Here is a 14,480-nt window from a genome sequence, read left to right as displayed (position 1 = left end):
TGGCGCGTACCATATGCAAGAAAATGCCATGCAGCAATGCTTTAAACGCATGGCACATATTCACGCTAAGATGCTGTGAATAAATCACAAATGTTAAATTAACCTGATTTCGGTTAATTAGAAATATGTGTTCATGATGACGATTTCGTCCGTGCGGGACATATTCAGCTGGTAACGGGAAATTTCATCGATCATGTCCCGCTCCAGCGAGCCGTCACTCAGCAATTCCACCTGCCGCTCCAGCGCTACACGCGCCTGCGTCAGCTTTGCAAGCTCTGCGGTTCTGGCGATACGCTGCCGCTCCAGCCGCTCCGTCGCCTGAAGGCCGAAGTCGCCATGGATGGAATGATAGCCGAAATAGGAAAGAAAAGCGATCGTGATGGCCGGAACGATCAAACGGCCGAATCGTCTCTTTTTATGATGTCTGGTCCACATGCCGCAGAGAAGCCTTAAAACGCATAACCTTGAGTCTCGAGACTAAAGCGGATTGTTTAACTATCCGTTGACCTTAAATTGCGATCGGCAAATGGGCATAAAAAAAGCCCGCCGGAGGACGGGCTGGATTTGCCGGGAGACCCGCCCCTCTCCGCAATCATCTTCGCCCTTGAGGCGAAGATCCATAAGCGGACCGGAGTGGATCCTCGGGTCGAGCCCGAGGATGACGTCTCATCTGTTGACAGGTATTTCACCAACCTTAGCCCGCCAGACAGCGGGCCACATATTCAAACCTGAACGCGAATTACCCGCGCAGGATCGAACGGCCGGCATAAGCAGCCTGCGGGCCGAGCATTTCCTCGATGCGGATCAGCTGGTTGTACTTTGCGAGCCGGTCGGAACGGGCAAGCGAGCCGGTCTTGATCTGACCGCAGTTCGTCGCGACGGCGAGATCGGCGATCGTGGAATCTTCCGTCTCACCCGAACGGTGCGACATGACGGCGGTGTAACCGGCCTTGTGCGCGGTCTCGACCGCATCCAGCGTCTCGGAAAGCGAACCGATCTGGTTGACCTTGACGAGAATGGAGTTTGCGACCCCCATCTTGATGCCATCGCGAAGGCGGGCGGAGTTGGTGACGAAGAGATCGTCGCCGACCAACTGGCACTTGTTGCCAACGAGATCGGTCAGAGCCTTCCAGCCGTCCCAGTCGTCTTCAGCCATGCCGTCTTCGACGGAGATGATCGGATACTTGGCAACGAGTTCGGCGAGATATTCCGCCATTGCGCCGGGCTCCAGCGTACGGCCTTCACCTTCAAGCACGTATTTTCCGTTCTTGAAGAATTCGGTCGAGGCACAGTCGAGGCCGATATACATGTCTTCGCCCGGACGATAACCGGCCTTTTCGATCGACTTCATGATGAAATCGAGCGCAGCCGGCGCGCTTTCGAGACCCGGTGCAAAACCGCCCTCATCGCCGACATTGGTGTTGTGGCCCTGTGCGGACAGTTCTTTTTTCAGCGTATGGAACACTTCCGAGCCCATGCGCACGGCTTCGCGGATGTTTTCCGCGCCAACCGGCAGGATCATGAATTCCTGAAAGTCGATCGGGTTGTCGGCATGTGCGCCGCCATTGATGATGTTCATCATCGGAACCGGCAGCAGATGCGCGTTCGGGCCACCGACATAACGGTAAAGCGGCAGACCGGAGGCTTCGGCAGCAGCCTTGGCGACAGCGAGAGACACACCGAGGATGGCGTTGGCGCCGATGCGCGACTTGTTCGGCGTACCGTCAAGCGCGATCATCGTCTGGTCGATCTGGATCTGGTTTTCAGCGTCGAAACCGCCGATAGCGTCGAAGATTTCCGTATTGACGGCTTCAACCGCCTTTTCCACGCCCTTGCCGAGATAACGCTTGCCGCCATCGCGCAGCTCAACCGCCTCGTGTGCGCCTGTCGAGGCGCCGGAGGGAACGGCCGCACGGCCCATGGAGCCGTCTTCGAGGTAAACATCGACTTCAACGGTCGGGTTGCCGCGGCTGTCGAGAATTTCGCGCGCGATGATATCGGTAATGGCAGTCATGGTCTCTCCCTTGGGAATGGAACAGATATTTTCCGTCGCCTGTCTTAGACGATGGCGAAGAAATTACAATGACGGCGGGCGGCAGAAACAGAGCGCCCGCCATTAAAATCGATTGGCACGAGTAGCACCCGTTTCTTACGCTTTCGTGATGGCGTCGAAGGCCAGAAGCTTTTCCAGCAGTTTCGGCATGTCCTTCAGATGCACCATGTTGGGGCCGTCGGAAGGCGCATTGTCCGGGTCCTCGTGGGTCTCGATGAAAAGGCCAGCGATACCAACCGCCACTGCCGCTCGCGAAAGCGTCTCGACGAATTCGCGCTGGCCGCCGGTGGAGCCGCCCTGCCCGCCCGGCTGCTGCACGGAATGGGTGGCGTCAAAGACAACAGGCGCGCCGAGCGAGGCCATGATCGGCAGCGAGCGCATGTCGGAGACCAGCGTGTTGTAACCGAAGGACGCACCGCGCTCGCATAAAAGCACATTCGGGTTGCCGCTTTCATTCAGCTTGGCCAGCACGTTTCTCATGTCCCAGGGCGCCAGAAACTGGCCCTTCTTGACGTTGATGACGCGGCCGGTTTTCGCGGCGGCGACGAGAAGATCGGTCTGGCGACTGAGGAATGCAGGAATCTGCAGCACATCCACCACTTCGGACACAATGGCGCATTGTTCCTCGGTGTGAATGTCGGTCAGGACCGGGAAGCCGTATTCCTTCTTGAGATCGGCGAAAACCTGCATCGCACTGTCAAGGCCTATGCCGCGCTTGCCGGAAAGCGAGGTGCGGTTCGCCTTGTCGAAGGAGGATTTGTAAACGAGGCCTATTCCAAGCTTGTCGCAAAGCTCCTTCAGCACACCCGCAATCATGAAGGCATGTTCACGGCTTTCCATCTGGCAGGGGCCGGCAATCAGCGAAAAACGCTCGGTATTGGAAAAGGAAACCTTGCTGGCGCCATCGCCGGCGGTGACTTTGAGATTGTTCGTAACGCTCATTATTTTTCCTCGAAGGCGAAGGCAACACCCTGACCGGGCGCTGCGGGCACCACCAGCCGGCCGCCCGCTTCTGCGCTGGACACGCCATTAGCAGCAAGTGCCGCCTGTGTCACGGCAAGATCGCGAACGGAAAAGACGACGCCTGCGCCGCGCAATCCGCCACCGCCCTCCTCGGGAACACTAAAGGCCAGTCCGTCAAAGACCGGCTTCCGCGTCAATCTTATGCGGGTATTGCCGGTTGCGAAAACCATATCTCCATCCGGAGACATCTTGCCGTCGCAGCCAAACACAGTTTCGATCAGCTGCACGGCATTCGCATCACCACCGGAAAACAGCACGATCTCGCTGAGGCCGGAAACGCCGTTGGCATGGCGTTCCAGCGCCGCGCGGTCGCCCGGCAGGGCCTGCAACCGCTGACAGCTGAACAGAAAGAAATCCGCCGCGGAACCACTGGCTGCAAAAGCCAGCCGAAAAGCCGCCTCGCTCTGCGAACCATCCGGCATTTTGACTGGCCGCGAAAATTCAAAGACATTTCCGGCCGAGAGGCCTGAGGCTACGAATCGGTCGAGATCGCCAAGAGCGTCCTGCGTTGCAGCGACCAGTGCGGAAAAACCCTCCCCTCCGGCATGTTTCCGGAAGGCCTGATCCCGCCCGGTAAACACATCTTTCCGGCCAATCGAGGCATTATATTTAGCCGGATCAGCAATCACGAGAGGCTCCAGATACGTGCCGTCGGCGAAAAAAACGCAGGCATTCTGCGTGCCAAACGGGTGAAGAGCCGCTGGCGCTACTGTAAATCCCAGGTTTCCAAGGCGATTTTCTGCGACGTCGATGTGCTCGACAGGCAGTACGAGATGGTCGATGCGGTACGGTTTCGTCATTTCCCTGCTTCCTGCTGTCGCATGCGGCATGGCCATGCCGGAACAGTTAGGACGGCAGAAAAGCACAATTTCGTGCTTTCAGGCAAATCATCAAAACAACAGATAGCAGCTTCACGAAATTTTAGGGGATTGCGGAACACATATGGAACATATAGTGTTCGTTCTGTATTTGTTTCGCGACTTCAACGACGATTCTCAAGGGTGTTTTCCTCATGCTCACGCGCAAACAGCAGGAATTGCTTCTCTTCATTCATGAACGAATGAAAGAGTCCGGCGTGCCGCCCTCCTTCGATGAAATGAAGGACGCACTCGATCTTGCTTCCAAATCCGGCATCCACCGGCTGATTACCGCCCTCGAAGAGCGCGGCTTTATTCGCCGGCTACCTAACAGGGCGCGGGCGCTGGAAGTCATCAAGCTGCCGGAGGCCTATGCGCCGGGTGCCAGGCCGCAGCGCGGCTTTTCTCCAAGCGTCATCGAAGGCAGCCTCGGAAAGCCGAAGGCGCCAGAACCCCCACCGGCGCCCAAGGCGCCCGCCAACGATCTCGGCGGCGCGGTCACCGTTCCGGTCATGGGTCGCATCGCCGCCGGCGTGCCGATTTCCGCCATTCAGAACAATACGCATGATGTTGCCGTGCCGGTTGACATGCTGGGTTCGGGTGAACATTACGCGCTCGAAGTTAAGGGCGATTCGATGATCGAGGCCGGGATTTTCGACGGTGATACCGTCATCATCCGCAACAGCAATACCGCCAATCCGGGCGATATCGTCGTGGCATTGGTGGATGACGAGGAAGCGACGCTGAAGCGTTTCCGCCGCAAGGGCGCTTCCATCGCGCTGGAAGCGGCCAACCCCGCTTATGAAACCCGTATCTTCGGGCCTGATCGGGTAAAAATTCAGGGCAAGCTGGTCGGACTTATACGCCGTTACCATTGATCTGATTTAACCGTCATCCTCTCAAGACAGGCGTCGTCATGAGATGGCTCCTGTCGAAGATGACGGCAATTCCGGAATTCGGCTGACCATGCGAGTGTCGGGCAATCTTATGCTTCCAGCAGACAGTTGCATTCTGTCTGGTAAAGATCAGTTCCAGTTTCATATGGATATCGTTGTTACGGCCTTGCCCCCGGCCTGTTGCCACCACTGCGTCATATGCCGTGGACATCTGGTTGCGTGAGTTCGTTTACGCTGGGGGATGCGGCTGGCCTGGCGCTGCCACCGAATGGTGATACTCGGTGCAAAGCCCCCGTCATTCATCAACGCGACTTATGGGTGCCATGGATTATTTTCGGTATTCCATCATGCCCCGACAGGTATAGAAATGCGCGTCATATCCGGGAGATAAGCCATGTACGATCTTTACATCGCCAACAAGAACTACTCCTCATGGTCGCTGCGGCCGTGGGTGTTGATGCGCACGCTCGGTATCGCCTTTGATGAGAGACTTGTTCCGTTTGGCGAAGGTGTCGCCTTTTCCAGCTTTTCGCCGACCGGCAAGGTGCCCTGCCTTGTCGATGATGGCGTGACGATATGGGAAACGCTGTCGATCGCCGAATATCTCGCAGAACGGCACCAGGGCGTCTGGGCGAGCGACAAGCAGGCGCGGGCATGGTCGCGTTCGGCGGCGAGCGAAATGCATGCCGGCTTTTCCTCACTGCGCAATCTTTATCCCATGTCGGTCGGTATTCGGGTCAAGCCGAAGGGTGGCGATGCCGGGCTTGCGGCAGACATAAAGCGCATCGATGCGTTATGGAGCGAAGGTCTGACAAAATTCGGCGGTCCCTATCTTGCCGGTCAGAAATTCACGGCGGTCGATGCTTTTTTCTGCCCCGTGGCGTTCCGTTTCCAGACCTATGGCGCCGATCTTTCACCTGCGGCAAAAGCCTATTGCGATCGGCTGCTCACCCTGCCCGCCATGCGTGAGTGGTATGAGGCCGGAGTGAAGGAGATCTGGCGCGATGCGGCGCATGAACAGGAAATCAGCGGCATTGGCGCATTGACTGACGATCTGCGCGTGAAGGTCTGAATATCACTGCTGACGGCGTTTATTGCGATGCCGTCAGCAACTGCCTGACCGGTTCCGGCACCTCGTATTCGAAGCGGTCGCTTTTCCAGTCGTAGTAGCGGTGCTCGCTCCATGGCCTGTTCGCCCCGGCAATTGCTGCGCGTAGTCGTCCGACCACCCCCGGCTGATTATTGCCGGCGAAGCCTATTTCTACCGAGCCAATGCGCCGCAATATATCGCGGTTGAGTAGAAGTGCTCCTGAGCGGCATTGTGAAAACGAGGTCCTGCGGGAAACGACGACAATATCGGCGATATCGCAGGCTTTTCCGGCAAACCGGCCATCTTCCAGAACGACGATCCACTCCCCGCTCCTGGCGCGCGCCACGCACCATATGCCTTTGCTGCAGGTGAAGACGCCGGGTTGCGCATCTTTCAGCGCTGCCGTCATCTGCCGCATCACCGCCCTCATCTCCTCCGGCGTAAGTTTTGATTTTGCGGTCAAGCCTACACTGGTTACTGCGGCATGCGCTTTAAGAATGACCGGTGGCACAGGCTGTTCCGGCAACAGGAGTGCTCTTTGCCACTGGCCGTATACGAAGCCCTGTGGTCGCGTTTTTGTCGTATAGGCCTTGCCGTCTTCCAGCAGCGCCACCAACTCACCCTCCTCGTGAATGAGCAAATCCGGGACATCGCGATAGGCCACGGCCGCCGACAGGCCGAAGGCGGAGACAAGAAGCGGAATACCAAGCAATGCAAGCCGGCTGCGCAGCAAGGTGAGCAGCAGGAAGCCAGCGGAGCCGAGGCCAATGAACCACTCATGTGGCCGCCCCGTCGCCGCGCTGCCGCCCCAGGACGCCACTTCATTGGCGACTTCGATGACGAGCGCCATGCCATAGCCCATGATCTTCAGGAATGGCGCATCCAACCCGAACGGCATCAGCAGCATGGCGAGCAGGCCAAAGGGCATGACGATCAGCGACATCAGCGGCATGGCGGCCAGATTGGCGAAAAGTCCATAGGTGGTGACACGGTGAAAATGCTCTGCCGAATAGATCGCCGTCGAAAGTCCGCCAATCAACGATGTGGTGATGACGCCGCCAATGACGGTGCCTGCCATCTGTGCCGCCGTCATCCATACCGGTCTGCGTCCGATCAACAGTCGCTCGTGATCGCTGCGCCGGCGGCCCCACCAGGCATAGGTGGATACGAGCGCGATGGTCGCGGCAAACGACATCTGGAAACTCGGCCCCATGATTTCCGAAGGCGAAAAGCCGAGGATGATGAGAGCCGAAATAGCCACATTGCGGAGGCTGAGCGACGGCTGATCAAAAAGGACCGCGATCAGCATCACCGACATCATCAGCCAGGCACGCTCAGCGGAGACGGCGAAACCGGAAATCAGGTAATAGGCGAGCGTCATCAAGAGCGCCGCGAAAGCCGAAATCTTCTTGACGGGCCAGCGCTGAGCAAAGGCAGGAAACAGGCTGAAGGTCAGCCTCAACCCCACAAAGAATATGCCTGCGGCGAGCGCCATGTTCAGCCCGGATATGGCGACGATATGGGCAAGGCCGGAAAGCCTCAATGCTTCCATCGTGGGTGCCGAGATCGCCTGTCTCTCATCGGTGATAATGGAGGCGGCGAAGGCTCCGGCGTCACCGCCAATGGTGTTGCGGATGCGCTCTGCAATGGCGCTGCGCAGGCCATAAAGCCGCATATCCGCCCATTCCAGCCAACGCGTTTCGCCTTTCATGTCTCCCTTTGGTGATATCAGCGCCTGCGGCGGCTTGTAGAAAAATCCGGTCGCACCTATGCCTTTGAAATAGGAAGCGAAGGCAAAGTCGTTCAGACCCGGCAAGGCTGGACCGGAAGGTGGCGACAGCCGGGCTTTGCCTTGAATGGTCGCGCCAAGTGCGACCGGCTCACCTCCGCCACGGGAAAGCAGCGAAATTCTCGTCGGCGGGCGCGACAATGCCGGCGCTTCGGTCGCAGCCAGCTGAATAACATATCGCCAGGAGCCGCGCGCATCCACCTCCCGGCGAACCACCGTGCCGGTGATGGTGGTTGTAACCGGGGTATCCAGCACCACTGTTCCCGCTCGCCGGGTTTCAATATCTGCCAGAAGCATGCCCAGCAGAAGAAAAGCGCCAGCGCCGCAGGCCGCCGCCGACAGGCCGTTATTATACCGGGTAAGCAGCGCCAGACCGGCGGCAAGCAGGAATATGATTGCGAGAGCGGGCAAGGACGGCGTGACATCAAGGGAAAACCACAGGATCGCGCCGCAGCCGATAAGGACGGGAACAAAAAGGAAATCATGGCCGAATGCGCGCTCCTCGGCGACGCAGTCGGCAACCTTTCCGGCGATGACTGCCTTGAGATTCCGCCTGACAGCAAGGGTGGGCAAATCACAAGCCACAACATCGCCGGCGCGGTGAACGGGAAACAGGATTTCATGCGTGCCGGGCAAGCCACCCTGCAACGTTTCGGCATATCCGAAATGCTTTTTTTCCCCTTGACCAAGCAATCCGCGCCGCGCCCCTGCCGCACCGGAAACAGGTTTGCAGGGCAGCGGGAAGGATTGCAATCCTTTCCTTTAATGTTGCGTTGACCGAGATTGAATTGCCATGGCCGATAAAGCCGCAAGCAACGTAATTGCGTTTGCCGCAATGCACAATTTGACCTTCGAATAGCTTGGCATCGGCGCAAGGATCATATAGCTAATCGGTAGACGCTTAACCGCGAGGCGTGTCTCAACGCCTCCACCCGCATGTTCTCGGAGGATCAGTATGACGGAAAAAAGCGCTACAGTGACACTTGGCGAAAAGCAGGTGGAACTCCCGGTAAGGGAAGGCACGATTGGACCAAGCGTCGTCGATATCGCCACGCTCTACAAGCACACGGGCTCCTTCACTTACGACCCGGGTTTCACGTCGACGGCCTCCTGCGAATCCAAGATCACCTATATCGATGGTGACGAAGGTGTTCTCCTTCACCGCGGCTTCCCGATCGAGCAGCTTGCCGAACAGGGCGACTTCCTGGAAACCTGCTATCTGCTGCTTTACGGCGAACTGCCGACGGCTGCGCAGAAGAAGGACTTCGACACCCGCGTTACGCGCCACACCATGGTGCATGAGCAGATGAGCCGCTTCTTCACCGGCTACCGTCGCGATGCGCATCCGATGGCCGTCATGTGCGGCACGGTCGGCGCGCTCTCGGCCTTCTATCACGACTCGACCGACATTACCGATCCGCACCAGCGCATGGTCGCTTCGCTGCGCATGATCGCGAAGATGCCGACGATCGCCGCCATGGCGTACAAGTACCATATCGGTCAGCCCTTCGTTTACCCGAAGAACGATCTGGACTACGCTTCCAACTTCCTGCACATGTGCTTTGCCGTGCCCTGCGAGGATTACAAGGTCGATCCGGTTCTGGCCCGCGCCATGGACCGCATCTTCATCCTGCATGCCGACCACGAGCAGAACGCTTCCACCTCCACGGTGCGTCTTGCCGGTTCTTCGGGTGCGAACCCGTTCGCCTGTATTGCGGCTGGCATCGCCTGCCTCTGGGGCCCTGCCCACGGCGGCGCCAACGAAGCGGCGCTCAACATGCTGAACGAGATCGGCTCCGTTGACCGTATTCCGGAATACATCGCCCGCGCCAAGGACAAGAACGACCCGTTCCGCCTGATGGGCTTTGGCCACCGCGTGTACAAGAACTACGACCCGCGCGCCAAGATCATGCAGAAGACGATGTACGAAGTGCTGGAAGCAACCGGCAATTCCGACGATCCGATTATGCAGGTTGCGCTGGAACTGGAAAAGATCGCCCTTTCCGACCCCTACTTCGTCGAAAAGAAGCTTTACCCGAATGTCGACTTCTATTCGGGCATCACGCTGAAGGCGCTCGGCTTCCCCACCACCATGTTCACCGTTCTCTTCGCGCTCGCCCGCACCGTCGGCTGGATCGCACAGTGGAACGAAATGATCGAAGATCCGCAGCAGCGCATCGGCCGTCCGCGCCAGCTCTACACGGGCGCCGGCAAGCGTGACTACGTTCCGGTTTCCAAGCGCTAAACCGGGAATCAAAACATCAAAGGCCGGCGGGTGAAAATCCGCCGGCCTTTTTCTATTGGATAAGAGAAACACGTTCGGCCAACGGCTACGAAGGCCAGCTCTATCAGCCTTGCTGTCTGCGGGCGTTAAACACATCGAGAAGGATGCCAGCGCCGGTTTCGCCCGGAGGCACATCGGTGTGCAAGCGCTGCTGCACCAGAGCGTAACCCTCAAGCATCGCCCGCCGCTCGGTAGTGTCGGATGCAAGCCGTTCGGCCCAGCGCAGCATGGACCCTGGCCGCACCACCTCGTTGAGATATTCTGGCACAACCGGGTAGTCGGCAATCAGGTTCGGAAGTGCGCCCGTCCAGGTTTTTACCCGCTTGCTGAGCATGGTGAAAATCCAGTCGGTCTTATAAACAGAAACGGTCGGCACGCCGGCAAGCGCCAGTTCGAGAATAACAGTACCGGACGCAGCGATCGCCGCATCGGCCCGCGCAAAGGCGTTCCATTTGAAGGCGGAATCAATGCCGATTTCGGGCCTTATATACTCCGGCCATGTTGCCGCCAGCTCGCGTATACGGTTTTCCTGACGCGGCACGGTGGGCAACACGAAACGGGTTGGGCCGTTGCGTTCCACAAAGGCCTTTGCGGCCTCTCGAAATGGCTCCATCAACCGCGTGGTTTCAGTGGAGCGCGACCCGGGCAGCAGAAGAATGGTTTTGGCTTCACCCTTTGCCGGAAGGGAGCGTTCCGCCCGCTTTTGCCGCACCGCCAGCACATCGGGATCGACGCTGAGACGATGGCCGACAAAGGTGGTTGGCGGGCCGCCGAGACGCCGCATCGCGTCCGGCTCGAAGGGCAGCAGGGCAAGAACGTGATCGACATAGGACAACATCGCGGTGGCGCGATATTCCTTCCACGCCCAGACGCTGGGGCAGACGTAGTTGATAACCGGTAGATTCGGCAATTGCTTGCGGACTTTTTTCGCAACACGATGCGTGAAATCCGGGCTGTCGATGATCAGCAGAATATCCGGCTTTGCGGCGATGATCGCCTGCGCTGTCTGGTTGATGCGCGCGATGAGTTTCGGCAATTTTTTGAGGACTTGCGTGAAGCCCATGATGGAGAGTTCGGAATAATCGAACAGCGAGGTCAGTCCCTGCGCTTCCAGCGCCTCGCCGCCGACGCCCATCAGCTCAACGGATCCCGGATATCGAGCTTTGACGGAGTGGATCAAATCCGCGCCCAGAAGATCGCCGGACACTTCCCCGGCAATAACCGCCACTTTTAATGTCGCCGTCATCCGATCATCTCTCCCCGATCATATCACTACCGAGTGATGTATCGATGCCGCAGACAAATATGCCCGCCTGATCGGCGGCTTTCAACATCTCGTCGCGGTCAAGCACCAGCGCCCGTCCCGCTTCGACGGCGATGCCCGCCAGGCCGGCTTTCTGCGCATTCTCCACGGTTTCGATACCGATGGTCGGCAGGTCGGCGCGGATATCCTGTTGCGGTTTGCAAAGCTTCACCAATACACCCCTGCGGCGGGGCGATATGCGGCCCTCGGCACGCAGCGCCGCAACACGTGCCAGCATGGCATCGGTGCCCTCAACGCCTTCCAGCGCAACGATGCGACCGCCAACCGACACCGCTCCCTGCCCGACATCAAGCGTGCCAAGCGCAAGTGCCGCCTCAGCCGCCTTGCGAATATCGCGCAGGTCTTCGTCTGTGGGTTTCTGGGTGCCCAAAGTGCCTGTCGTAGCAAGCAGGCCGGGCGCGATCTCGTGAGCGCCGATGACTTTTGCGCCCATCGTGCCGATGACCTTGATCACCATCTGCAACACGGCGTCATCACCGCCCGACAGCAACGTGCGGACGATGGAGGGCAGTTTCAGCACGATGCCGACTGTCGGGCGGATTTCCCGCCATTCCGGCCGTCGAGCCACGGCGCCGGAAAGCACGACGCGGTCCACCCGGTTTTCACGCAGCAAACGGCCGAGCCCTGCCACGTCGCCCACGCTGATGACAGCATTGTCGAAGCCGCTCCAGTCGAAACTGGAATCATCACGCAGGCGCACAATGAAGGGATTTTCACCCATCTCGCGGGCCGCGGCCGCCACATAAAGCGGCAGCTGGCCGCTGCCGGCCACGATGGCTAGACGCCCGCCGCCTGTCACGGCTCACTTGCCCCGATTGGGCGAAGAGATCGCGCGGTCGGTGCCCGCGCCGATGAAATCGATGACTTCGAGGGCCTGCGGGCAATCCAGATATTCATTACGATCGATTGCCGCCGCGTTGCCGCGGATTGTGCCTTCAGCCTCGAAGATCTGCTTGTAGACACGCCGGACCTTGTGAATATCCGCCCGTTCAATGCCGGCGCGCGTCATGCCGACCACATTGAGGCCGCCAAGAATTCCGGGATTGCCGTTCAGCATGCCATAGGGAATAACATCGTAATTGACGGCCGACAGCCCGCCGATAAAGGCCTGACGGCCGATGCGGGTAAACTGGTGCACGGCGCAGCCGCCACCCAGGATAGCACGGTCTTCGATGGTGACATGGCCCGCCAGCATCACATTGTTCGACAGGATGATGTGATTGCCGAGGCGGCAATCATGCGCCACATGCGAATTGGCAAGGAACAGATTATCGTCACCGACAATGGTCTTGCCGCCACCATCCGAACTGCCGGCGTTCATCGTAACGCCTTCGCGCATGACACAGCGTTCGCCGATCACGAGCGTCGTTTCCGATCCGTCGTGGCGAACCGCCTGCGGGGTGCCTCCAATGATGGCCATGGGATGGATCACCGATCCACGGCCGATGGTGGTCAGGCCTGAAACGACGGCATGATTGTGCAATATGACGTCGTCGTGCAGCGTGACCTTTGCGCCGACATAGCTGAGCGCGCCGATGACGACATTTTCACCGATAACCGCACCGTCTTCGACAACGGCGGTCGGGTGAATTTTGGCCGAGGCGGCTACCCGGCTCATTGCTGGTCCTCGGGGATCATCATCGCGCCGACATCAGCCTCCGCCACCAGGGCGCCGTCGACCTTCGCCTCGCAATGGAATTTGAACACATTGCCGCGCTGACGCTGCTTGACGACGTGGATTTCCAGACGATCGCCGGGGATCACGGGTTTGCGGAAACGCGCATTGTCGATTGTCATGAAGTAGACCAGATGGCCGCCCTCGCCCTGACTGCGGGCGCATATTGCACCTGCCGTCTGCGCCATGGCTTCGACGATCAGAACGCCCGGCATGATCGGCCGATCCGGGAAATGGCCGGTGAAATGCGGTTCGTTGACCGTGACGTTCTTGATGCCGGTCGCCGAGTTGTTACCATCGATATCGATGATCTTGTCGATCAACAAGAATGGGTAACGATGCGGCAGAAGCTTCATGACTTCCAGAATGTCAGCCGCGCCGAGCGTCGTCTTCGTTTCTTCAGTCATTGTTTTTTTCTCCTGTTTTTTTATCACGCGCTTCAGCGCGCGCCAGAATTTCGGCCATGTCGCGCAGGAAATATTTCATCGGACGTGCGGGCGTTCCGCCGTAACGGGCGCCGGCCGGAACATCGGCGACAACACCACTCATCGCCGCGATCTGCACACCATCACCAATGGTGATATGGCCATTGACGCCCGCCGCGCCGCCGATCATCACGCCATCACCAATGCGGGTGCTGCCCGCAATGCCGACCTTGCTGACGATGCCACAATGGCGGCCGATGCGCACGTTGTGACCAATCTGGACCTGGTTATCGATCTTTGTGCCTTCGCCGATGACGGTGTCATCCATGGTGCCGCGATCGATCGTGGTATTGGCGCCGATCTCGACATTGTCCTGAATAATGACCCGGCCGATCTGCACGATTTTAAGCATGCCGCGGGGACCGGGAGCGTAACCGAACCCATCCTGACCGATGCGTGCGCCATTATGGATAATCACATTGTTGCCGATGAGGGCGACCAGAATGCTCGCACCACCGGAAATGGTGCAATCGCGCCCCACCTGCACATGCGGCCCGATGATGACACCGGGGCCAATCCGTGTACCGGCACCAATATGAGCGCCGGCGCCGATCACGGCGAGCGGCTCAACGATCACGCCCGCCTCCAGCTTCGCCGACGGATCGACATGGGCGGCCGGAGAAATCTCGGTCTCCATCGGCGCAATCGTCGCGGGACGCATGGCGGAGGGATGCAGCAAGGCACCCACCTGCGCAAAAAGCGTATGCGGATTTTTCGAGATCAGTGCAGGAATGTGAGACGGCACCATATTCGCCAGCGCAGCGTCGCAAATGACGGCGCCAGCCTCGCAGCTTACCAACTCATCGCGGTTCTTGCGGGAGAGAATATAGCAGAGCTGATCGGGTTTTGCCCGGTAGACCGGCGCGACGGACCTGATAATCCGCTCACCTGCCGCCTCATCAGACAGTTCCGCCCCAAAACGGTCTGCGATATCTTTCAATCGCAATCCATCGTGGGGCGGAAAAAAGGCGTTGTATTCCATTAGCCGGAAACTCCAGAACGTT

The 14,480-nt window shown here is 58.8% G+C and carries 13 protein-coding genes; 3 read left to right on the top strand and 10 right to left on the bottom strand.

Features of this window, described 5'->3' with window-relative positions; all coding sequences use genetic code 11:
* Positions 1-117: 117 nt before the first annotated feature.
* The 4 genes from CFBP6623_RS05515 to CFBP6623_RS05500 form a co-directional block, all read right to left on the bottom strand.
* The gene (locus CFBP6623_RS05515) at positions 118-435 is read right to left on the bottom strand and encodes an FtsB family cell division protein (protein ID WP_003512872.1); all 318 of its coding nucleotides are present in this window, start codon (positions 433-435) and stop codon (positions 118-120) included.
* Between the two features lie 304 nt (positions 436-739).
* Positions 740-2,014, bottom strand: coding sequence for a phosphopyruvate hydratase (gene eno / locus CFBP6623_RS05510; protein WP_046800222.1), 1,275 nt, complete (start codon positions 2,012-2,014; stop codon positions 740-742).
* A gap of 135 nt (positions 2,015-2,149) precedes the next feature.
* On the bottom strand, positions 2,150-2,995 hold the full coding sequence (gene kdsA, locus CFBP6623_RS05505; protein ID WP_046800223.1) for a 3-deoxy-8-phosphooctulonate synthase: 846 nt from the start codon (positions 2,993-2,995) through the stop codon (positions 2,150-2,152).
* A complete protein-coding gene (locus CFBP6623_RS05500) occupies positions 2,995-3,876 on the bottom strand; it encodes a VOC family protein (RefSeq protein WP_046800367.1) in 882 nt (293 codons plus the stop codon). The genes kdsA and CFBP6623_RS05500 overlap by 1 nt, the downstream gene beginning before the upstream one ends.
* A 212-nt stretch (positions 3,877-4,088) precedes the next feature.
* On the opposite strand from CFBP6623_RS05500, the gene lexA reads away from it, so the two are divergent.
* Together lexA and CFBP6623_RS05490 are read left to right on the top strand one after the other, a co-directional pair.
* Positions 4,089-4,811 carry a transcriptional repressor LexA gene (lexA, locus tag CFBP6623_RS05495; protein WP_046800224.1) on the top strand — a complete coding sequence of 241 codons (723 nt, stop codon included), beginning with the start codon at positions 4,089-4,091 and terminating at the stop codon, positions 4,809-4,811.
* 412 nt (positions 4,812-5,223) lie between these two features.
* Positions 5,224-5,901 (top strand): glutathione S-transferase family protein, encoded by a 678-nt coding sequence (locus CFBP6623_RS05490; RefSeq protein ID WP_046800225.1) that lies wholly within the window; start codon positions 5,224-5,226, stop codon positions 5,899-5,901.
* A 19-nt stretch (positions 5,902-5,920) separates the two neighbouring features.
* On the opposite strand, the gene CFBP6623_RS05485 is transcribed toward CFBP6623_RS05490, so the two are convergent.
* Positions 5,921-8,356 (bottom strand): ComEC/Rec2 family competence protein, encoded by a 2,436-nt coding sequence (locus CFBP6623_RS05485; RefSeq protein ID WP_046800368.1) that lies wholly within the window; start codon positions 8,354-8,356, stop codon positions 5,921-5,923.
* A gap of 307 nt (positions 8,357-8,663) precedes the next feature.
* On the opposite strand from CFBP6623_RS05485, the gene gltA reads away from it, so the two are divergent.
* Positions 8,664-9,953, top strand: a complete 1,290-nt coding sequence (gene gltA, locus CFBP6623_RS05480) for a citrate synthase (protein ID WP_006312523.1) — start codon at positions 8,664-8,666, stop codon at positions 9,951-9,953.
* Between the two features lie 103 nt (positions 9,954-10,056).
* On the opposite strand, the gene lpxB is transcribed toward gltA, so the two are convergent.
* Genes lpxB through lpxD form a run of 5 tightly spaced genes read right to left on the bottom strand, consistent with a single transcriptional unit; the run spans position 10,057 to position 14,458 of the window.
* Entirely contained in the window at positions 10,057-11,238 is a 1,182-nt protein-coding gene (gene lpxB / locus CFBP6623_RS05475; RefSeq protein WP_046800226.1) for a lipid-A-disaccharide synthase, read from the bottom strand.
* Positions 11,239-11,242: 4 nt separating this feature from the next.
* Entirely contained in the window at positions 11,243-12,115 is an 873-nt protein-coding gene (locus CFBP6623_RS05470) for an LpxI family protein (protein WP_046800227.1), read from the bottom strand.
* 3 nt (positions 12,116-12,118) lie between these two features.
* Entirely contained in the window at positions 12,119-12,934 is an 816-nt protein-coding gene (gene lpxA / locus CFBP6623_RS05465; protein WP_046800228.1) for an acyl-ACP--UDP-N-acetylglucosamine O-acyltransferase, read from the bottom strand.
* On the bottom strand, positions 12,931-13,398 hold the full coding sequence (fabZ, locus tag CFBP6623_RS05460; RefSeq protein WP_004441570.1) for a 3-hydroxyacyl-ACP dehydratase FabZ: 468 nt from the start codon (positions 13,396-13,398) through the stop codon (positions 12,931-12,933). The genes lpxA and fabZ overlap by 4 nt, the downstream gene beginning before the upstream one ends.
* A complete protein-coding gene (gene lpxD, locus CFBP6623_RS05455) occupies positions 13,391-14,458 on the bottom strand; it encodes a UDP-3-O-(3-hydroxymyristoyl)glucosamine N-acyltransferase (protein ID WP_046800229.1) in 1,068 nt (355 codons plus the stop codon). Before lpxD ends, fabZ begins: the two co-directional genes overlap by 8 nt.
* Between the last annotated feature and the right edge of the window lie 22 nt (positions 14,459-14,480).

This window comes from Agrobacterium tumefaciens, from assembly GCF_005221385.1.
Classification (GTDB): domain Bacteria; phylum Pseudomonadota; class Alphaproteobacteria; order Rhizobiales; family Rhizobiaceae; genus Agrobacterium; species Agrobacterium tomkonis.
This window is presented reverse-complemented; position numbering and strand designations above follow the sequence as displayed.